The organism is Rhizobium laguerreae, assembly GCF_019778565.1.
GTDB lineage: Bacteria > Pseudomonadota > Alphaproteobacteria > Rhizobiales > Rhizobiaceae > Rhizobium > Rhizobium laguerreae.
The window spans coordinates 391351-411897 of record NZ_JAAXQT010000001.1 but is presented as its reverse complement, the minus strand read 5'-3'; the positions used below and the strand labels follow the sequence as shown (position 1 = coordinate 411897).

Sequence of the window (20547 nt, the reverse complement as noted above, 5' to 3'; positions counted from 1 at the left end):
TTGATAATGCTCAACGGGAAATTTATAACAGGCCTCAACCGGTGGGCGCGCGTTGTAGTTCCAGTTTCAGATAATCGCCAGCCGCCCAGCGATCGCCGGGCGATGCGTTCCCTTGCAATCGCCGCGACGGCATCCAGATCACCGGAGAAGATCGGTCCAAAAACTGGTCATTGTGCATTTCCCCGCACAGCCTGTTCGATACCCTCCGATTATCGCCCGAATGCGAAAGCGGTAGAACGGCAGCATCGATGACGACGCCCGGCGCAAAAGCCCGATTGCGCCGCTTCGGCGCAGAAGGAAGGAGAAGACAATGCAGACCTATCGTTTGGGAAGGACCGGACCCGATGTCTCGGCCGTCGGCCTCGGCTGCATGGGCATGTCGGGCATGTACGGCCCCTCCGATCGCGCAGAAAGCATCGCGACGATCCATGGCGCGCTCGATGCCGGCGTCAATCTGCTCGACACCGGCGATTTCTACGGCATGGGCCATAATGAAATGCTGATCGGCGAGGCATTGAAGGGCCGCAAGCGCGAGGGCGCCGTCATCAGCGTCAAGTTCGGCGGCCTGCGCGATCCCGTCGGCGGCTGGAACGGCTTCGACGGCCGTCCGGTCGCGGTGAAGAACTTCCTCAGCTATACGCTGCAGCGCCTTGGCGTCGACTATATCGACATCTACCGTCCCGCCCGTCTCGATCCGAACGTACCGATCGAGGACACGGTCGGCGCCATCGCCGACATGGTCAAGGCGGGTTATGTCAGGCATATCGGCCTGTCGGAAGTCGGCGCCCACACGATCCGCCGCGCCGCCGCTGTGGCCCCGATCGTCGACCTGCAGATCGAATATTCGCTGATCTCGCGCGGCATCGAGGAAAAGATCCTGCCGACAACCCGCGAACTCGGCATCTCGATCACTGCCTACGGCGTACTCTCGCGCGGCCTGATCAGCGGCCATTGGCAGAAGGGCCGGGGTGCGACGGCCGGCGATTTCCGCGCCTACAGCCCGCGCTTCCAGGAAGGCAATATCGAGCAGAACCTTGCCCTGGTGGAGAAACTGCGCGAGATCGCCGAGGCAAAGAGCGTCTCTGTCGCCCAGATCGCCATCGCATGGGTCGCCGCCAAGGGCAAGGATATCGTCCCGATCATCGGCGCTCGCCGCCGCGACCGACTGACGGAAGCGCTCGGCTCACGCGCTGTCGACCTGACGCCGGAGGATTTCGCCGTCATCGAACGCGCCGTGCCGAAAGACGCGGCCGCGGGTGGGCGTTATCCCGAGCATATGCTGCAGCATATGGACAGCGAGAAGTAACCGAGGGATCGAAGGGGCTGCGATGTTCTTTGTGCCATGCGCCTCTTCATCTCCAGCCCTCAAACCGGTCCCGAGAACGTATCGCAAACCGACAGCTGTCCGCTGTCGAAGCCGCGCTTGAACCATTTGACCCGCTGCTCCGAGGTACCGTGGTTGAAACTTTCCGGGACGACGTAACCCTGTGACCGCTTCTGCAGCGAATCGTCACCGATCTGCTGGGCTGCGTTCAGCGCTTCCTCCAGATCGCCTGACTCGAGCAGGCCTTTCTGCTGGGTATATTTGCCCCAGATGCCGGCAAAGCAATCGGCCTGCAGCTCGACGCGCACCGACATCTTGTTGGCGTCGGCCTCGCTCATGCGCTGACGGGCCTGGTTGAACTTCGGCAGGATGCCGAGCAGGTTCTGCACGTGATGACCGACCTCATGGGCAACGACATAGGCCTCGGCGAAATCACCCGACGCGCCGAAGCGGTCGGAAAGCTCCTGGAAGAATTCGGTATCGAGATAGAGCTTGTGGTCGCTCGGGCAGTAGAACGGACCTGTTGCAGATGATGCGGAGCCGCAGGCCGATGCCGTCGAGCCCGAGAACAGGACGAGGCGTGGCTCCTCGTAATTTTGGCCCTGCGCCTGGAAGATGCCCTGCCAGGTATCCTCGGTCTCGGCAAGGACGGTGCGCATAAACGCAGTCATCTCGTCGTTGGCGGGCGTGCGTGTTCCGCCGGACTGGCTCTGCTCGTAGCCGGGACCACTCGTCGTGCCGCCGCTGTCGAGCACCTGCAGCAGATCGATGCCCATCATCTTGAAGATGAAATAGATGACGACAAGGAAGATGATCGTGCCGATGCTCAAGCCCCCGCCGGCGCGGCGAACGCCGCCGCCGGAGGGAAAATTGAAGCCACCGCCGCGGCCGAAACCGCCACCGGAGGGACCGCCGCGGCGATCCTCGACATTGTCTGACTGACGTCGGCCTCTCCATTCCATTTTCGCTCTCCCCGGCAAGGCCCTGCTTGCACTCAATCTATATATCCGTCGACGGCCGGAATTCCAGCGACTTCACTCGTACCGAAAACAAACGCCTGCGTGGCCTCACTTGTTCGTTGAGCGGGGTTGCGCTGCTCCTTTCGGTCCGGCGCCTTTGTGGGCAGCGCCTGGCGGCGACTATCCCTCCTCTTGACGCGCCAACTCCTTATCCACGGTCTCCCGCGAGCCTTCTGCCGGTTCTTTGTCTTTAGGATCTACCATTGCAGCCTCCAGTTTCTCGGCCGAGAACTTTTACGGGCGCGATATTGTTCCGGTAAATAAACGGGCGGCCCCGCATGTTCGAACCTTTCACCCACGGCCACGCCGGCTGATCTCGTCGCCTGTGACACGATCATGTTTGAGCCGCAGATATCCAGTTGGATTGGACTTGAGGAGGCACCAGAAGCCATAAACAATCTGACGCGTGACGGCGAAATCCGGGCGCTGGTCGTGTCTGACGAGAAATAGCCCTTCGCGCCCTGTTGGATTCCTGTCGATTCCGCGATTTATGGGGTTCCGTTTGCAAATACATTTGCCTATAAGCCGCTTCTAGCCTGAAAAGACCCTCCATGCGCGACCCGACCCGGTGATCTCCCACCCTGGCCGGCTTTTTGCGCAGCTAGAAATGGATATCGCCCATGCCGAAGCGCCAAGACATCAAATCGATCCTCATCATCGGCGCGGGACCGATCGTCATCGGCCAGGCTTGCGAGTTCGATTATTCCGGCACCCAGGCCTGCAAGGCGCTGAAAGAGGAAGGCTACCGCGTCATCCTCGTCAACTCCAACCCGGCGACGATCATGACCGATCCGGGCCTTGCCGACGCCACCTATGTCGAGCCGATCACCCCCGAAGTCGTCGCCAAGATCATCGCCAAGGAGCGCCCGGATGCGCTACTGCCGACCATGGGCGGCCAGACGGCGCTGAACACCGCGCTTTCGCTGAAGCGCATGGGCGTCCTCGACCGCTACAATGTCGAGATGATCGGCGCCAAGCCCGCCGCCATCGACATGGCCGAGGACCGCGCGCTGTTCCGCGAAGCAATGGCCCGTATCGGCCTCGAAACCCCGCGCTCGATGCTGGCGAACGCCACCGACATCAAGGACCTCGACCGCAAGACGCACGAGGCCGAGCGCGTCAAGCTGCGTGAAAGCCTCTCGGGATCCGACCTCGACAAGGCGCTGGACGAGCTGGAAAACCAGTGGAACCTCGGCGAGAGCGACCGCAAGCAGCGTTACATGAGCCATGCCATGGCGATTGCCGCCCAGGCGATCGACCATGTCGGCCTGCCCGCCATCATCCGCCCCTCCTTCACGCTCGGCGGCACTGGCGGCGGCATCGCCTACAACCGCTCGGAATTCTTCGAGATCGTCGGCGGCGGCCTCGATGCCTCGCCGACCACCGAAGTGCTGGTCGAGGAATCGGTGCTCGGCTGGAAGGAATATGAAATGGAGGTCGTCCGCGACAAGGCGGACAACTGCATCATCATCTGCTCGATCGAGAACATCGACCCGATGGGCGTCCATACCGGCGATTCGATTACAGTCGCGCCGGCGCTGACGCTGACGGACAAGGAATACCAGATCATGCGCAACGCCTCGATCGCGGTGCTGCGCGAGATCGGGGTCGAGACCGGCGGCTCGAACGTCCAGTTCGCCGTCAATCCAAAAGACGGCCGTCTTGTCGTCATCGAAATGAATCCGCGCGTCTCGCGCTCGTCGGCGCTCGCCTCCAAGGCCACCGGTTTCCCGATCGCCAAGATCGCCGCCAAGCTGGCGATCGGCTATACGCTCGACGAACTGGATAACGACATCACCGGCGGCGCAACGCCTGCCTCCTTCGAACCGTCGATCGACTACGTCGTCACCAAGATCCCACGTTTCGCCTTTGAAAAATTCCCCGGCGCCTCACCGGTGCTGACGACCGCGATGAAATCGGTCGGCGAAGTCATGGCGATCGGCCGCACCTTCGCCGAATCGCTGCAGAAGGCGCTGCGCGGCCTCGAAACCGGCCTGACCGGCCTCGACGAAATCGAGATCCCCGGCTTTGAAGAGGGCGAATCCAGCCAGAACGCCATCCGCGCTGCAATCGGCACACCGACGCCCGATCGCCTGCGCATGGTCGCCCAGGCGCTGCGCCAGGGCATGAGCGAAGCCGAAGTCCACGAAGGCTGCAAGATCGATCCCTGGTTCATCGCCGAGCTCAAGAATATCGTCGAGATGGAAGCCCGGATCCGCGAGCACGGCCTGCCGGATGATGCCGCCAACCTGCGCATGTTGAAGGCCATGGGCTTTTCCGACGCGCGCCTGGCGACGCTGACCGGCAAGCGCCCGAAGGAAGTCGCCGAATTCCGCAACAGCCTGAACGTCCGCCCCGTCTTCAAGCGCATCGATACCTGTGCGGCCGAATTCGCGTCGCCGACCGCCTACATGTATTCGACCTATGAGACGCCTTTCGTCGGCGCCGCCCGCTCCGAGGCTGAAGTGTCCGACCGCAAGAAGGTCGTCATCCTCGGCGGCGGTCCGAACCGTATCGGCCAGGGCATCGAGTTCGACTATTGCTGCTGCCACGCTGCCTTCGCGTTGAAGGATGCGGGTTATGAAGCGATCATGATCAACTGCAATCCGGAAACCGTCTCGACCGATTACGATACGTCGGACCGTCTCTATTTCGAGCCGCTGACGGCCGAGGACGTGATCGAGATCCTGCGGGCAGAACAGGAAAAGGGCGAAGTCGTCGGCGTCATCGTCCAGTTCGGCGGCCAGACGCCGCTGAAGCTTGCCGAGGCGCTGGAAAAGAACGGCATCCCGATCCTCGGCACTGCACCTGACATGATCGACCTTGCCGAGGACCGCGACCGCTTCCAGAAGCTGTTGATGAAGCTCGACCTCAACCAGCCGAACAACGGTATCGCCTATTCGGTCGAGCAGGCCCGCATGGTCGCCACCGAAATCGGCTTCCCGCTGGTCGTGCGTCCCTCTTACGTGCTCGGCGGCCGCGCCATGCAGATCCTTCATTCGGAAGGCCAGCTGCAGAGCTACCTGCTCGATACCGTGCCTGAACTGGTACCTGAGGACATCAAGCAGCGCTATCCCAACGACAAGACCGGCCAGATCAACACTTTGCTCGGCAAGAACCCGCTGCTCTTCGACAGCTATCTCAGCCACGCCATCGAAGTCGATGTCGACTGCCTCTCGGACGGCACCGACGTCTATGTCGCCGGCATCATGGAGCATATCGAGGAAGCCGGCATCCATTCCGGCGACAGCGCCTGCTCGCTGCCACCGCGCACGCTCTCCAACGAGATGCTCGACGAGCTGGAGCGCCAGGCCAAGGCCATGGCCAAAGCCCTCAATGTCGGCGGCCTGATGAACGTCCAGTTCGCCATCAAGGACGATGTCGTCTACGTGCTCGAAGTCAATCCGCGCGCCTCGCGCACCGTGCCTTTCGTCGCCAAGACCATCGGTGCGCCAATTGCCAAGATCGCCGCCCGCGTCATGGCCGGCGAGAAACTCGATGCGACCTTCGCCGCCTATGGGCAAAAGCCCGATCCGCGCAAGCTGAAGCACATCGCCGTCAAGGAAGCCGTCTTCCCCTTCGCCCGTTTCCCCGGCGTCGACACGCTGCTCGGCCCGGAAATGCGCTCGACGGGTGAAGTCATCGGCCTCGATACCGATTTTGCGCTGGCCTTTGCCAAGTCGCAGCTCGGCGCCGGCGTCGAGCTGCCGCGTGACGGGACGGTCTTTGTCTCCGTCCGCGACGCGGACAAGCCGCGCGTGTTGCCGGCGATCCGCATCCTCGTCGAGCAGGGCTTCAAAGTGCTGGCGACCGGCGGCACCGCCCGCTTCCTCGCCGAAAACGGTATCACCGCCACTAAGATCAACAAGGTGCTCGAAGGCCGCCCGCACATCGAGGACGCGATCCGCAACCGCCAGGTCCAGCTCGTCATCAACACCACCGATGGCAACAAGGCGATCTCGGACTCCAAGTCGCTGCGCCGTGCGACGCTGATGCAGAAGGTGCCCTACTACACGACCATGGCAGGCGCCGAGGCCGCCGCCCAGGCGATCAAGGCGCTGAAGGCAGGCAATCTCGAAGTGCGACCGCTGCAGAGCTATTTCGCCTGAGATACGGAACGCCATCGCTCGATCAGCGATGGTACCAGCCTTGCCATTGGGCATCACCGGCGACTTCTGAATCAGTTTATGCAACTGCCAGCATAAGGCGCTGAACTGTCAGCATATCTTCGCGAAATCGTGCCAGCTCATCCGCTTTCAACTGCTCATCGGGAATACGCAGCAGATAAGACGGATGCACTGTCACGAAGAGCGTGCGCCTTTGGTCGATCGCGATCGCCTTGCCCCTGACATCCTGCAGCCGCTGCTTCGTATCGGTCAGCGCTGCAAGCGCCGTCGCCCCCATGGCAACGACCAGCTTCGGCTTGACCAGCGCCATCTCCAGATCGAGCCACCAGCGGCAATGCTTCACCTCTCCCATATTGGGCTTCTGATGGATGCGACGCTTGCCGCGCGGCTCATATTTGAAATGCTTGACGGCATTGGTGACGTAAAGCGTCGAGCGGTCGATGCCCGCTTCAGTGATCACCTGGTCCAGCAGCCTGCCGGCGGGACCGACGAAGGGGCGCCCTGATATATCCTCTTGGTCGCCCGGCTGCTCGCCGACGAACATCACCTCTGCATCGCGCGGCCCCTCCCCGAATACGGTTTGCGTCGCCTTCGCGTGAAGCGGACAGCGGGTGCAGCCGGCAGCTTCCGCGCGCAGTGCTTCCAGCGTGCCCGCCGGCGCTTCGGGTTCAACTGGGATGCTGCGCGCGGCCTCCTGCAGGCGATCGTGAAAGGGCAATGACTGGGTCGCCTCCCGGGCGGCCATGGCCCGCACCTTGCTCTCCGCCGATGCGATCAGCCCAGGAATGAGATCGGCTTCCGGCAGGTTCTTCCAGTATTTTTTTGGCATCTCCGCCTGCATCGCCTTCAGCTTCAACCGCGCCGGATTGAAAATGCTGGCGTAGTAGGTGCGCCAGAGGTCATCGGTAGCATCGGTAAGATTGGGTTTTTCACACGGTTCGTCGCTCATCGTCAGCCGCTCGCCGTCCCAGGCGGCTGATCCCTTGGGTGTGGCGATCAGCCAGTCCATGTCGGTGAAGCGCCGTTGGAAGAAGGGCGCTGTACGCCTGACGATATGGTGATCCGGCTCGAACCAGGCGAGGAATTTTCGACGATCCGCCGATACCGCACCAACCTCCTTGAAGCGGACGAAGGCCGTCATCTTGTGCGCGTCGCGCCGAACGTTTTTCGCCATCAGCCTGGCACGGGCGACGTCCTCGTCGGAGGCCACTTCAAGCAATTGCCGGTCCATCTGCAGCCGCCAGAGCAGACGGTAAAGCAGGGAAAAGCGCGTGGGATCGGAATGGCAGAGAACCGTTTCCGCAAGCTCGATAAAGGCGGGTGGCACCGTCATCGGCCTTCGTGCAGCAGCAGGTGCCGGCGGCATCGCGTCGTGTTGAAACGCAAACCCGGACTCAGCACGTTTTTCGCGCCACTCTATCCCCTCCGGCGATATGCCGGCGGCCGCGAAGGCGCGTGCGGCATCACGCCATTCGGCAAGCTCCCCGCGTCCTGCCAGCACGACCCGGCGCATCACAGCAACGACAATTGTTCGGGTTGCGGTTCGAACATAGCGCGAAGGTCGGGGCGGTCGATCAATCGGCGCGGCGACCAGCCTTCCGCCGAGATGAAGGACTGAACCTTCTTGATCGAAACGCCGAGCCGCTGAAGATCGTCGAGCCGCAACCGGCGAAAACGCCGCGCCGAAACGATCGATTTGACTGTCTTGGTGCCGAGACCGGGCACACGCAGCAACCGCTCGCGCTCGGCCTTGTTGATATCGACGGGAAATTCGGCCCGGTTGGCGAGCGCCCAGGCAAGTTTGGGATCGAGGCTGAGATCGAGCATGCCTCCCGCCTGGTTCGCGGTGATCTCGTCGATGCCGAAACCGTAGAATCGATAGAGCCAGTCGGCCTGATAGAGCCGGTGCTCGCGCATCAACGGCGGCTTGATCAGCGGCAGATTTTTCGACGAGTCCGGGATCGGGCTGAAGGCGGAATAATAGACGCGCTTCAGGCCGTAGCTGCTGTAAAGCCGGCCGCTGGTCGCAAGGATCGTTGCGTCGTTCGCGCCATCGGCGCCGACGATCATTTGCGTGCTCTGACCGGCCGGCACAAAACGCTCACGCTTCTTCGTCCGCAGCGTCGGTTCGCCCGCGGCCTCGATCTTCAGCCTCAGATCCCCCATCGATCGCCTGATATTGGCAGGCTTCTTTTCCGGCGCAAAGCGTGTGATGCCGTTATCCGTCGGCAATTCGATATTCAGCGACAGCCTGTCTGCATGAAGCCCCGCTTCCTCGATCAGACGCGGTGAGGCCTCAGGGATAGACTTCAGATGGATATAGCCGCGGAAATTGTGGCTCACACGCAGTTCGCGAACGATGCGGACCATCTCTTCCATCGTGTAATCGGGCGACCGAATGATGCCGGAGGAAAGGAACAGGCCTTCGATATAATTGCGACGGTAGAATTCCAGCGTCAGCCAGATGACCTCCTCCGGTGTAAAGCGCGCCCGTTCGACATTGCTCGACGAGCGATTGACGCAATAGGCACAGTCGTAGATGCAGAAATTGGTCAGCAGTATTTTCAGAAGCGAAATGCACCGCCCGTCCGGGGCATAGGCATGACAGATGCCGGATCCCTCAGTCGAACCGAGCCCGCCGCTTGCCCGGGAATCACGTTTCACCGTGCCGCTGGAAGCGCAGGAAGCGTCATATTTCGCGGCATCGGAAAGGATGGCCAAGCGTTCTGTGAGCGACTTCTTCATTAGTATGTTCACTATATGTTCTTATAGGTAGAGTCAATCAGGGCGATGTGATTTCTGCCCATTTTCAAGCCGCACCACCCGATATCGGGGCGGGGCGCGTTTCTTTTATGCGAATTTTCTGGAAATCGGCCTTGGCGATCTGCTATAAGCGTCCGACTAAGATTGTGGCACGGTTCCGAAGCTCCCCTTCGGGACCTGTTTTCTTTTGTGTTCGCCGCTGATTGTGCGGATACGAGGATTGAAGGACAGAAAAATGGTTGAAAAGGTACCGATGACACCGGGCGGTTTCGTCAAGCTGCAGGAAGAGCTGCGCTGGCGTCAGCAGGAGGAGCGCCCTCGAATCATCGAGGCTATCGCCGAAGCCCGTGCCCATGGCGACCTTTCCGAAAACGCCGAATACCACGCCGCCAAGGAAGCTCAGAGCCATAATGAAGGCCGCATCAGCGAGCTGGAAGACCTGACGGCGCGCGCCGAGGTCATCGACCTCACGAAGATGTCGGGCGACAAGATCAAGTTCGGCGCCAAGGTGAAGCTAATCGACGAGGACACCGACGAAGAAAAGACCTACCAGATCGTCGGCGACCAGGAAGCCGACGTCAAGGCCGGCCGCATCTCCATCTCTTCGCCGATCGCCCGTGCTCTGATTGGCAAGGAAGTCGGCGATTCCATCGAGGTCAATGCGCCCGGCGGCTCCAAGGCCTACGAAATCCTTCAGGTTTCCTGGGGCTGATCGCCCGCCAGCCGCGAGCCCCCTCCCTTGCCGGATATTCGTGACGTCGAGATTATCGCGCCCAATTTCAAGCGCCGGCTCTCCGGCGTCACGTCGACCATCGTCCAGCTCATCCCGTGCCAGATCCGGCTCGGCATCAAGATCGCGACACTCGGCCCCGGCCTGCCGGAAGACCTGCCGAAACTTAAGGGACGGCAGCTCCTCGGCCTCTGGCGCCCGCCGGCGCGCCGGCGCCAGCGTGTCTGGCACGCCCGCCGCAACAACGAGATGGCCGTCGGCATCCTGCTGCGCCATCTGTTGCGTATGCCGCTGAAGCTTCTCTTCACCTCGGCCGCGCAACGCCGCCACACCGCCTATACGAAATGGCTGATCCGTCGCATGGACGCCGTCATCGCGACCAGCGATCGATCCGGCTCGTTCCTCGACGTGCCGCACGCGGTGATCCAGCACGGCGTCGATCTTGCCTTGTTCCATCCGCCGGAAACTGCGGAGGACGGCATCGCCGCCACCGGCCTGCCGGGCCGCCATCTCATCGGCTGCTTCGGCCGCGTGCGCCATCAGAAGGGCACCGATCTTTTCGTCCAGGCGATGATCGAACTGCTGCCGCAGCACCCCGAGTGGACGGCGGTCGTCTCCGGCCGGGTGACGGCCGAGCACACGACATTTGGCGACAAACTTAAAACGGATGTCGCGGCCGCCGGGCTCAGCGACCGTATCCTCTTCCTCGGCGAAGTGCCTGACATCAAAGTCTGGTATCGCCGCCTGACGCTTTACGTCGCCCCTTCCCGCAACGAGGGTTTCGGCCTGACGCCGCTCGAAGCCATGGCCTCGCGCACGGCGGTGGTGGCATCGGACGCCGGCGCCTATGCCGAGCTCATCGTGACGGGTGAGACGGGCTCGGTCGTCGCTGGCGGCGATGGCGAGGCGCTGACGCGGGCAATCGCGCCCTATATCGCAGATCCCGCTCTGGCGATCGCGCATGGCGAGAATGCGCTGCGACATGTCAGGGCGAATTTTGCGCTGGAGAAGGAAGCAAGTGCGATCGGCGCCGTTTACAACAGCCTTCTCGGCGGCAACCGCGGCTAAAGCGGAAAAGAAAAACGGCCCGCCGGATAGCGGGCCGTTTCAGGAATTTTAGGACTGCGGGACAGTGCGGTCAGTTATTCAGCCGGCTGAAGCCCGGCGGCGGGAGCACTCTCGCCGGTCTGGCCGCCCAGTGCGGCGGCGAGCTGCACCGTGTCCAGCTCGTTTTCCCAACGTGCCACGACGATCGTCGCAACCGCATTGCCGACGAGGTTGGTCAGTGCCCGGCATTCCGACATGAAGCGGTCGATGCCGAGGATGAGCGCCATGCCGGCGACAGGCACGGATGGCACCACGGAGAGCGTCGCGGCAAGCGTGATGAAACCGGCGCCGGTGATGCCTGCGGCACCCTTGGAGCTCAGCATCGCCACCAGCAGCAGCAGGATCTGGTCACCCCAGGAAAGCTGAATGCCGGTTGCCTGGGCAATGAACAGCGCTGCCAGCGTCATGTAGATATTGGTGCCGTCAAGATTGAAGGAATAACCTGTGGGGATGACGAGGCCGACGACCGAGCGCTTGCAGCCGGCCTTTTCCATCTTGTTCATCAGTCCCGGAAGTGCTGCCTCCGAAGACGAGGTACCGAGGACCAGCAGCAGCTCTTCCTTGATGTAGCGCAGCAGCGTCACGATCGAGAAGCCGTTGTAGCGGGCGACTGCGCCGAGAACGATGAAGACGAAGAGCAGAGACGTGACGTAGAAGGTGCCGATCAGCATGGCGAGGTTGGCGATCGACCCGACGCCGTACTTGCCGATGGTGAATGCCATGGCGCCGAAGGCGCCGATCGGGGCAGCCTTCATGAGGATGGCGACGAGCTTGAACACGGGCGCCGTCAGGGCATTGAGGAAGTTGACGACCGGTTCGCTCTTTTCGCCGACCATGGCGAGTGCGATGCCGAAGAGCACCGAGAAGAACAACACCTGCAGAATGTCGCCATCGGCAAAAGCGCCGACAATCGTCGTCGGAATGATGTTGGTCAGGAAGCCAACGATGCTCTGCTCATGCGCTTTCGCGGCAAAAGTGGCAACGGCGGCCGGATCCAGCGAGGCCGGATCGATGTTCATGCCGGCGCCGGGCTGAACGACATTGGCGACGATCAGGCCAATGATGAGCGCCAATGTCGAGAATGTCAGGAAATAGAGCATTGCCTTGCCAGCGACGCGGCCGACCTTCTGCAGATCGCTCATGCCGGCAATGCCGGTCGCAACCGTGAGAAAGATGACCGGCGCGATGATCATCTTGACGAGCTTGATGAAGGCATCGCCGAGCGGCTTCAGCTGGGTGCCGAATTCGGGATAGAAATGCCCGAGCAGGATACCGGCGGCGATGGCGGCGAGAACCTGAACGTATAGATGGGTATAAAAGGGCTTCTTGCCCTTGCTGCCTGCGACTGCGTCGAGTGATGCTGCGATCATGATGTCCTCCTAATGGCTCGTCCGGAACGAACTCCGGCCTCCCGAGCCGTTCGCTTAAAGTCCAACAGCTCAGCCGTTGTTGCCACGTTCTTCGCAATCGCCGTGCCAGTTTTGCACCGACAAAGTAACATATTGAATTCATTATAAACAAAATTACGGAGCTTCTGATGCCTCATTAAGCAATGCGGAAATCCGCACAAATCCATTTGCGTTTCGTGCAGAAAAATGCACAAATCCGCCATGTCCGTGTCGCAGAAATTGTGGCCTTCCCTGCCCCTGAAGCACCGCATCCGGCGGATGTGGTGGGTCTATGCCGTGCTCGCCCTCCTCGCTGTCGTCGCAAGCCTTTGGGCCAGCGGCGAGATCGGTCGGCTCCGGGCGGAGGCTGCTCTCGAGGAACAGGCCCGCATGGATGCGAGGCTGAATGCTGCATTGCTGCGCACGGTTCTCGAAAAATATCGGGCGCTTCCCTTCGTGCTGTCGCAGGACGCGGCACTCGCCGCCGCACTAGCAGGAAACGATGCCGGCGCGTTCGAGCGGCTCAGTCAGAAGCTGGAAAATTTGGCGGTGGGCACGAAGGCCGCCGTCATCTATGTCATCGACAAGGACGGCATGGCGGTTTCGGCCAGCAACTGGCGCGAGCCGACGAGTTTCGTCGGCAACGACTATCGTTTCCGCGAGTATTTTCAGGGGGCGGTGGAACGAGGACAGGCCGAGCACTTCGCGCTCGGCACGGTCAGCAAGAAACCGGGCCTCTATATCTCCCAGCGGATTTCGGGCAGCAATGGCCTGCTGGGCGTCGTCGTGGTCAAGGTCGAATTCGACGACGTCGAGGCGGATTGGAATGCCTCCAACACCCCGTCCTACGTCGTTGACGAGCGCGGCATTGTCCTCATCACCAGTATTCCGTCATGGCGGTTCATGACGATCGGCCGGGTCGCCGGGGACCGGCTCACGGCGATCCGCGAAAGCCTTCAATTCGGCGATGCGCCGCTTCAACCCCTGCCGCTCGACATGGTTCGAGACCTCGGTGACGGGCTCGATGTCGTCGGGATCGTCATGCCCGGCGATGCCGGGAAAACCAGGTTTCTCGATGTCGCAACGTCGGTGCCGGCGACCGGTTGGCATTTGCAGCATCTCGTCGCACTCGGACCATCCGTCGATGCGGGGATTCGTGAAGCCCGCATGCTGGCATTGCTGATACTCCTGCCGCTGCTGGCCGGAGCAGCCTTCCTGTTGCGCCGTCGCCATGTGATCAGCCTGCGAATCTCCAGCGAACAGCGGGCTCGGGAGGAACTGGAACGGCGCGTCGCCGAGCGGACGCTGGATCTGAGCCAGGCGCGGGACCGGCTGCAGGCTGAAATCGTCGGCCACAAGAGCACTGAGCAGAAATTGCAGGCGGTGCAGCAGGATCTGGTGCAGGCCAACCGACTGGCCATCCTGGGTCAGGTGGCAGCCGGCGTCGCCCATGAGATCAACCAGCCGGTGGCAACCATTCGTGCCTATGCGGATAACGCCCGCACCTTCCTCAATCGCGGCCAGACGGCGCCCGCCGGCGAAAACCTCGAAAGCATCGCGGCGCTGACGGAGCGCATAGGTTCGATCACCGAGGAGCTGAAGACCTTTGCCCGCAAAGGCCGAGGCAACGCCGAACCAACCGGATTGAAGGACGTCATCGAGGGCGCGGTGATGCTGTTGCGCAGCCGGTTTGCCGGCCGCATGGATACGCTCGACATCGACCTGCCGCCCGACGAACTGCAGGTGATGGGAAACCGGATTCGTCTCGAGCAGGTGCTCATCAACCTGCTTCAAAACGCCCTCGAGGCGGTGGCGCCGAAGGCCGGAGAGGGTCGCGTCGAGGTCAGAACATCCACCGATGCAGGGATGATAACGGTGACGGTCGCCGACAACGGTCCCGGCATCCCGCCGGAAATCCGCAAGGGCTTGTTCACGCCGTTCAACACCTCGAAGGAAAGCGGCCTCGGCCTCGGCCTGGTGATCTCCAAGGATATCATCGGCGACTATGGCGGCCGGATGGAGGTTTTAAGCGACAGCGGCGGTACCCGGTTCATCGTTCAGCTGAGGAAGGCTTGAGGTCATGAACACACTGATGCCTGTTGCGCTGATCGACGACGACAAGGACCTTCGCCGCGCCACCGCCCAGACGCTCGAACTCGCCGGATTTTCCGTTTCCGCCTATGACGGTGCGAAAGCCGCGCTGGCGGATCTGCCGGCGGACTTTGCCGGCCCCGTCGTCACCGATATCCGCATGCCGGAGATCGACGGACTGCAGCTCTTCGCCACGCTTCAGGGCATGGATGTCGACCTGCCGGTGATCTTGATGACCGGCCACGGCGACATTCCCATGGCCGTTCAGGCGATCCAGGACGGCGCCTATGATTTCATCGCCAAGCCCTTCGCAGCCGATCGGCTGGTCCAGAGCGTGCGTCGCGCAAGCGAGAAGCGGCGGCTTGTTCTGGAGAACCGCATGCTGCGGAAGGCAGCCGAAGATGCGCAGGAGAATTTGCCGCTGATCGGCCAGACGCCTGTCATGGAAAACCTCAGAAAGATTCTTCGCCATATCGCCGATACCGATGTGGACGTGCTCGTCGCCGGCGAAACGGGCAGCGGCAAGGAAGTGGTTGCCCAGCTCTTGCATCAGTGGAGCCACCGCAGGAAGGGCAATTTCGTGGCGCTAAACTGTGGCGCCCTGCCCGAAACCGTCATCGAAAGCGAACTGTTCGGCCACGAGGCCGGCGCCTTTACCGGCGCCCAGAAGCGCCGCACGGGCCGCATCGAACATGCAAGCGGCGGCACGCTTTTCCTCGACGAGATCGAAAGCATGCCGGCCGCCACCCAGGTCAAGATGCTGAGGGTGCTGGAGATGCGTGAGATCACGCCGCTTGGCACCAATGAGGTGCGTCCGGTCGATCTTCGCGTCGTCGCGGCGGCCAAGATCGACCTTGGGGATCCCGCGGTGCGCGGCGATTTTCGTGAGGATCTCTATTACAGGCTGAATGTCGTGACGATCTCCATTCCGCCGCTGAGAGAACGCCGCGACGATATTCCGCTGCTGTTTTCCCACTTCGCCGCTCGCGCCGCCGAGCGCTTCCGTCGCGATGTCCCGCCGCTTTCACCGGATGTGCGGCGGCATCTCGCCTCGCACCCATGGCCGGGCAATGTCCGCGAACTCTCGCATTATGCCGAACGCGTGGTGCTTGGCGTGGAAGGCGGAGGAACGGCAGCGGTCGCTCCGCAGCCGACGGATGCGACGCTTCCCGAACGGCTGGAGCGCTACGAGGCGGAGATCATTCGCGACGCGCTGTCGGCCAATGGCGGCGACGTCCGCCGCACCATCGAGGCGCTCGGCATTCCGAGAAAGACGTTTTACGACAAACTCCAGCGCCACGGAATAAATCGGGGAGGCTATATATCACGCAAGTAATTGGCGATGGCGTTTGCTCTACCGAGGTGGTGTTAGACCTCCACCAGTCCCAGCTTCTTCACCTGCCGGATCGTCAACATGGTGCGCACGGTATCGACATGTTCGTTCGCCGTCAGTACCTCAATGACGAAATCCTGGAAACGTGTGAGGTTCTCCGCCACGCAATGCAGCAGGAAATCGCTGTCGCCGGAGACCATCCAGGCTTGGCGCACCAGCGGCCATTCGGCGGTGGCGGCGGCGAAGGCCTTGAGATTGCCTTCCGACTGGTGCTTGAGGCCGACCATGCAGAAAGCGACGAGGTCGAAGCCGAGCTTCGGGCTGTTCAGCATCGCGTGATAGCCCTCGATGATGCCGGCTTCCTCGAGCTTGCGCACCCGGCGCAGGCAAGGCGGCGCCGAGATGCCGACCCGATCGGCAAGCTCCACATTGGTCATGCGGCCATCGGCCTGCAGCTCCCGGAGGATCTTTATATCGATGACGTCGAGTTCCGCACGACCCACATCATTGCCTTTCTTTAATTCTCCGCGGGGAGCTTCTATATAAAGCCGCGGAATACGCAAGAAAGTTTCACGCCGATGACGGATTCTTGCACATCGGGCGATTTGCCTTGTTGGTAACGCAAGGCTGCCCTTGAATAAAAGCATTGGACGTTCATAAATGGCGCAGGGACGCGAAACGGCCGCAATCGCTATCTAGCCGCCGCCCTCCTGCCAGTCGAAAGGAAATGACATGCCCGCCCGCCATACCAAGGTGCTCATCATCGGTTCCGGACCTGCAGGCTATACTGCCGCGGTCTATGCCGCGCGCGCCATGCTGAAACCGGTTTTGATCGCCGGTCTCGAACAGGGCGGCCAGTTGATGATCACCACCGATGTCGAGAACTATCCGGGCTTTGCCGATCCGATCCAGGGTCCCTGGTTGATGGAACAGATGCTGCAGCAGGCAAAACATGTCGGCGCTGAGATCGTCAACGACCTCGTGACCGAAGTCGACATGAACCAGCGCCCCTTCGTCGCCCGCACCGACAGCGGCCAGGTCTGGACCGCCGATACGCTGATCATTGCCACCGGCGCCAAGGCCAAATGGCTCGGCATCGAGAGCGAGCAGCATTTCCAGGGCTTCGGCGTTTCGGCCTGCGCCACTTGCGACGGTTTCTTCTATCGCAACAAGGATGTGATCGTGGTTGGCGGCGGCAACAGCGCCGTCGAGGAGGCGCTCTATCTCTCCAACATCGCCAAGTCGGTCACATTAGTGCACCGCCGCGACTTCTTCCGAGCCGAGAAGATCCTGCAGGAACGCCTGTTCTCCAAGGACAATATCAAGGTTCTATGGAATACCGAAGTGGCTGAGATTACCGGCACGCCGGCCAAGCCGCCGATGCCGCAATCCGTATCCGGAGCGCGCCTGCGCGACGTCAGAACCGGCACGATCACCGAGATGGTGATCGATGGCGTCTTCGTCGCTATCGGCCATGCGCCCGCCACCGAGCTCTTCAAGGACAAGCTGAAGCTGAAGGACAATGGTTATCTCTGGACCGCGCCGGATTCGACTGCGACCAGCCTGGACGGCGTCTATGCCGCGGGCGACGTGACGGATGATACGTTCCGCCAGGCGATCACTGCCGCCGGCCTGGGGTGCATGGCTGCACTTGAAGCCGAGCGATATCTGACGGGCCACATGCCCGTCGCCGTGGCCGCGGAGTAAGATCGGCATGAGGGGTGGGGGAATGCCATTGGATTGGGACAAGCTGCGTATTTTTCACGCAGCTGCCGAGGCGGGTTCGTTCACGCATGCGGCGGATAAACTGCATCTGTCCCAATCCGCCATCAGCCGCCAGGTCAGCGCGCTGGAGCAGGATGTCGGCACCAAGCTGTTTCACCGCCATGCGCGTGGCCTGATTCTGACGGAACAGGGCGAGCTGCTTTACCGCACCGCCCATGACGTGCTGCTGAAGCTCGAAACCGTGAAGATGCAGCTCACCGAAACGACCGAGACGCCATCCGGCAAGCTGCGCGTCACCACGACGGTCGGCCTCGGCCAGGGCTGGCTGACCGACAAGATCCAGGAATTCCTGCAGCTCTATCCCGATGTGCAGATCCAGCTGATCCTCGACAATGAGGAAGTGGATGTGAACATGCGTCATGCCGACTGCGCGATCCGCCTGCGCCAGCCGCAGCAATCCGACCTCATCCAGCGCAAGCTCTTCACCGTGCATATGCACGTCTATGCGGCTCCGTCCTACATCAACCGCCACGGCGAGCCGCAGAAGGTCGAGGATCTCGACAATCACCGTATCATCACCTTCGGCGAGCCGGCGCCAAGCTACCTGCTCGATGTCAACTGGCTTGAGGTCGCCGGCCGCTCGTCCGACAACAAGCGTGTTCCGCATCTCCAGATCAACAGCCAGACCTCGATCAAGCGCGCCGCCCTGCTCGGCATCGGCGTCGCCTGCCTGCCGGATTACATCGTCGGCCGCGACCCAGGCCTGATTCAGCTGGCAATCAATGCCGACGTCCCCTCCTTCGACACCTATTTCTGCTATCCCGACGAGATCAAGAACGCCGCCAAGCTGAAAGCCTTTCGCGATTTCATCGTCAGCAAAGCCAGAAACTGGAACTTTTGAGCCTGGTTTTATTGATAAATCGGCTACTATGCAGTACACGCATGACTGGCATGCGCAAATGAGGGTTGCCGTTTGCCCAATAAACCACCATATCGCTCATAGCTGATGCACATGGTGGCTTTTCCTCCCAGTTCCACCGCATTAGCTGTTCCCCTCTGGAGGTTTTTGACCTTCACACTTATAAGGGCCCTGGTTTTCCAGTGGCCCTCTTTTTTTGCCTTTCTTCCTCAGCGAAATGCCGCACCGCAAAAAATTTGTGCGGCGCATAGCAGACATGCACAAAAAAGCATTGAAACCTGCTCAAGGAAGCACCATATCCCTCTCAGCTGATGCATCTTGTGGTTTCTCTCCCAGTACCACCGCATTAGCTGTTCCCCTCTGGAGGTTTTTTGACCTTCACAATTATAAGGGCCCTGGTTTTCCGGTGGCCCTCTTTTTTTGCCCAAAATTTGCTCATTCAATAAAATCCATCGCCTCACGCCTCCGTGATTTGCATATCGAAGTCTGACGATCGATATATCGGCCAGACACGATTTACAGTTCGGCGAAAGACGATGGACAAAGACGAAATTATCAAGGCGCTCGCCCATCCCACCCGGATGGACATTCTGAACTGGCTGAAAAATCCCGAGGAGCATTTCCCCTCGCAGGAACATCCTTTCGAAATGGGCGTCTGCGCCAGCCAGTTCGAGCGCTGCGGCCTGTCGCAGTCGACGGTCTCGGCCCATCTCGGCACGCTGCATCGTGCAGGCCTGGTTACCACCAAACGCGTCGGCCAGTGGATCTTTTACAAGCGCAACGAAGAAACCATCGCCGCCTTCCTCAAGCAACTGACGCAGGACCTTTAGAATGCCCCTCGCCCTCGTCGTTCTAGCCTTAAGCTCGTTTGCGATAGGCACCACCGAATTCGTCATCATGGGTCTGTTGCCGGAGGTCGCCGCCGATCTCTCAGTCAGCATCCCGCAGGCCGGGTGGCTGGTGACCGGTTACGCCCTGGCGGTCGCCATCGGCGCCCCTGTGATGGCGATTTCGACTGCGAAGCTGAAGCGCCGCACCGCCCTGATTGCGCTGATGGCCTTCTTCATCGCCGGCAACCTGCTTTGCGCTCTGGCGAGCGACTACTGGGTGCTGATGATTGCTCGCGTCGTGACTGCACTTTGCCATGGCGCATTCTTCGGCATCGGCTCCGTGGTCGCCGCCGGCCTCGTTGCCGAAGACCGCAAGGCCCGCGCCGTCGCGTTGATGTTTACCGGCCTGACACTTGCCAATGTTCTCGGCGTGCCGATCGGCACTGCGATCGGCCAAGCCTATGGCTGGCGCGCCACCTTCGGCGTCGTCACCGTCATCGGTTTCGTCACCATTCTCGGCCTGATCGCCATCCTACCCAGGGACAAGCAGCAAGAAAACGGCAGCATCCTGCGCGAGATCGCAGCACTCAGGAATGGCGGCCTGTGGCTGGCACTCTCCACCACCGTCTTCTTCGCCGCCTCGATGTTCGCCCTCTTCACCTATATCGCGCCGCTGCTGCGCGACGTCACCGGCGTGTCACCGGAAGGCGTCACCTGGACGCTGTTCCTGATCGGCATCGGGCTGACCATCGGCAACCTCGTCGGCGGCAAGCTTGCCGACTGGCGGCTCGGCGCAACGCTTGCCGGCGTCTTCGCCGCGATCGCCATCACTTCGATCGCCTTCAGCTATACGAGCCGCTTCTTCATCCCGGCCGAAATCACCCTCTTCCTTTGGGCAATGGCAAGCTTTGCCGCCGTACCGGCGCTTCAGGTCGGCGTCGTCGGCTTCGGCAAGGACGCACCAAACCTCGTCTCGACGATCAACATTGGCGCCTTCAATACCGGCAATGCGCTCGGCGCCTGGGTGGGCGGCCTGGTCATCGACGCTGGCTTCGATCTCACCCGCGTTCCGCTCGCCGCGGCCTTGATGGCCCTGATCGGCCTCGGCGCGACGGCGCTCACCTATCTCTCCGCCAGGGGCCGGGCCGCCCTCGCCCCTGCCGAGTGATCCTCCCGCAAAAGAAAGGACCA

Annotated in this window: 15 protein-coding genes; 10 read left to right on the top strand and 5 right to left on the bottom strand. The window is 61.4% G+C overall.

Features of this window, described 5'->3' with window-relative positions; genetic code table 11:
* Window positions 1-310: 310 nt before the first annotated feature.
* A complete protein-coding gene (locus HFO71_RS01970) occupies window positions 311-1306 on the top strand; it encodes an aldo/keto reductase (protein WP_221968266.1) in 996 nt (331 codons plus the stop codon).
* A 59-nt stretch (window positions 1307-1365) separates the two neighbouring features.
* Here HFO71_RS01970 and ypfJ read toward each other — a convergent pair whose 3' ends face one another.
* The gene (gene ypfJ, locus HFO71_RS01965; protein WP_131661089.1) at window positions 1366-2286 is read right to left on the bottom strand and encodes a KPN_02809 family neutral zinc metallopeptidase; all 921 of its coding nucleotides are present in this window, start codon (window positions 2284-2286) and stop codon (window positions 1366-1368) included.
* Between the two features lie 677 nt (window positions 2287-2963).
* Here ypfJ and carB point away from each other — a divergent pair.
* Window positions 2964-6452, top strand: coding sequence for a carbamoyl-phosphate synthase large subunit (carB, locus tag HFO71_RS01960; protein ID WP_131639574.1), 3489 nt, complete (start codon window positions 2964-2966; stop codon window positions 6450-6452).
* 76 nt (window positions 6453-6528) lie between these two features.
* Here the strand turns inward: carB and HFO71_RS01955 are convergent, their stop codons facing one another.
* Both HFO71_RS01955 and HFO71_RS01950 read right to left on the bottom strand, forming a co-directional pair.
* The gene (locus tag HFO71_RS01955) at window positions 6529-7983 is read right to left on the bottom strand and encodes a UdgX family uracil-DNA binding protein (protein ID WP_168259104.1); all 1455 of its coding nucleotides are present in this window, start codon (window positions 7981-7983) and stop codon (window positions 6529-6531) included.
* Complete coding sequence (locus HFO71_RS01950; RefSeq protein WP_132610266.1) at window positions 7983-9215, bottom strand: putative DNA modification/repair radical SAM protein; 1233 nt, start codon at window positions 9213-9215, stop codon at window positions 7983-7985. The genes HFO71_RS01955 and HFO71_RS01950 overlap by 1 nt, the downstream gene beginning before the upstream one ends.
* Before the next feature lie 253 nt (window positions 9216-9468).
* Between HFO71_RS01950 and greA the strand changes: the two genes are divergently transcribed.
* Window positions 9469-9945 carry a transcription elongation factor GreA gene (gene greA / locus HFO71_RS01945; RefSeq protein WP_012758398.1) on the top strand — a complete coding sequence of 159 codons (477 nt, stop codon included), beginning with the start codon at window positions 9469-9471 and terminating at the stop codon, window positions 9943-9945.
* 27 nt (window positions 9946-9972) lie between these two features.
* Complete coding sequence (locus HFO71_RS01940) at window positions 9973-11031, top strand: glycosyltransferase family 4 protein (RefSeq protein ID WP_168259103.1); 1059 nt, start codon at window positions 9973-9975, stop codon at window positions 11029-11031.
* A gap of 74 nt (window positions 11032-11105) precedes the next feature.
* Here HFO71_RS01940 and HFO71_RS01935 read toward each other — a convergent pair whose 3' ends face one another.
* Window positions 11106-12440, bottom strand: coding sequence for a dicarboxylate/amino acid:cation symporter (locus tag HFO71_RS01935; RefSeq protein WP_168259102.1), 1335 nt, complete (start codon window positions 12438-12440; stop codon window positions 11106-11108).
* A 225-nt stretch (window positions 12441-12665) separates the two neighbouring features.
* Here HFO71_RS01935 and HFO71_RS01930 point away from each other — a divergent pair, with 225 nt between their 5' ends.
* Together HFO71_RS01930 and HFO71_RS01925 are read left to right on the top strand one after the other, a co-directional pair.
* Complete coding sequence (locus tag HFO71_RS01930; protein WP_221987504.1) at window positions 12666-14534, top strand: ATP-binding protein; 1869 nt, start codon at window positions 12666-12668, stop codon at window positions 14532-14534.
* A 4-nt stretch (window positions 14535-14538) separates the two neighbouring features.
* Window positions 14539-15885, top strand: a complete 1347-nt coding sequence (locus tag HFO71_RS01925) for a sigma-54-dependent transcriptional regulator (protein ID WP_077978871.1) — start codon at window positions 14539-14541, stop codon at window positions 15883-15885.
* Between the two features lie 32 nt (window positions 15886-15917).
* Here the strand turns inward: HFO71_RS01925 and HFO71_RS01920 are convergent, their stop codons facing one another.
* Window positions 15918-16385 carry an Lrp/AsnC family transcriptional regulator gene (locus HFO71_RS01920; RefSeq protein WP_003541645.1) on the bottom strand — a complete coding sequence of 156 codons (468 nt, stop codon included), beginning with the start codon at window positions 16383-16385 and terminating at the stop codon, window positions 15918-15920.
* 229 nt (window positions 16386-16614) lie between these two features.
* Here HFO71_RS01920 and trxB point away from each other — a divergent pair, with 229 nt between their 5' ends.
* From trxB to HFO71_RS01900, 4 genes are all read left to right on the top strand, one after another.
* Window positions 16615-17589, top strand: coding sequence for a thioredoxin-disulfide reductase (gene trxB, locus HFO71_RS01915; RefSeq protein WP_065280788.1), 975 nt, complete (start codon window positions 16615-16617; stop codon window positions 17587-17589).
* A gap of 22 nt (window positions 17590-17611) precedes the next feature.
* Window positions 17612-18508 carry a LysR family transcriptional regulator VtlR gene (locus tag HFO71_RS01910; protein ID WP_077978872.1) on the top strand — a complete coding sequence of 299 codons (897 nt, stop codon included), beginning with the start codon at window positions 17612-17614 and terminating at the stop codon, window positions 18506-18508.
* A 554-nt stretch (window positions 18509-19062) separates the two neighbouring features.
* Entirely contained in the window at window positions 19063-19356 is a 294-nt protein-coding gene (locus HFO71_RS01905; RefSeq protein WP_011652911.1) for an ArsR/SmtB family transcription factor, read from the top strand.
* A gap of 1 nt (window position 19357) precedes the next feature.
* Window positions 19358-20524 carry an MFS transporter gene (locus tag HFO71_RS01900; RefSeq protein WP_077978873.1) on the top strand — a complete coding sequence of 389 codons (1167 nt, stop codon included), beginning with the start codon at window positions 19358-19360 and terminating at the stop codon, window positions 20522-20524.
* Window positions 20525-20547: the final 23 nt, after the last annotated feature.

Coding starts and splice junctions, on each gene's coding strand:
- carB (WP_131639574.1), top strand. CDS start 2,964: ATGCCGAAGCGCCAAGACATCAAATCGATCCTCATCATCGGCGCGGGA.
- HFO71_RS01970 (WP_221968266.1), top strand. CDS start 311: ATGCAGACCTATCGTTTGGGAAGGACCGGACCCGATGTCTCGGCCGTC.
- greA (WP_012758398.1), top strand. CDS start 9,469: ATGGTTGAAAAGGTACCGATGACACCGGGCGGTTTCGTCAAGCTGCAG.
- ypfJ (WP_131661089.1), bottom strand. CDS start 2,286: ATGGAATGGAGAGGCCGACGTCAGTCAGACAATGTCGAGGATCGCCGC.
- HFO71_RS01900 (WP_077978873.1), top strand. CDS start 19,358: ATGCCCCTCGCCCTCGTCGTTCTAGCCTTAAGCTCGTTTGCGATAGGC.
- HFO71_RS01935 (WP_168259102.1), bottom strand. CDS start 12,440: ATGATCGCAGCATCACTCGACGCAGTCGCAGGCAGCAAGGGCAAGAAG.
- HFO71_RS01905 (WP_011652911.1), top strand. CDS start 19,063: ATGGACAAAGACGAAATTATCAAGGCGCTCGCCCATCCCACCCGGATG.
- trxB (WP_065280788.1), top strand. CDS start 16,615: ATGCCCGCCCGCCATACCAAGGTGCTCATCATCGGTTCCGGACCTGCA.
- HFO71_RS01910 (WP_077978872.1), top strand. CDS start 17,612: ATGCCATTGGATTGGGACAAGCTGCGTATTTTTCACGCAGCTGCCGAG.
- HFO71_RS01930 (WP_221987504.1), top strand. CDS start 12,666: ATGCACAAATCCGCCATGTCCGTGTCGCAGAAATTGTGGCCTTCCCTG.
- HFO71_RS01925 (WP_077978871.1), top strand. CDS start 14,539: ATGAACACACTGATGCCTGTTGCGCTGATCGACGACGACAAGGACCTT.
- HFO71_RS01955 (WP_168259104.1), bottom strand. CDS start 7,983: ATGCGCCGGGTCGTGCTGGCAGGACGCGGGGAGCTTGCCGAATGGCGT.
- HFO71_RS01950 (WP_132610266.1), bottom strand. CDS start 9,215: ATGAAGAAGTCGCTCACAGAACGCTTGGCCATCCTTTCCGATGCCGCG.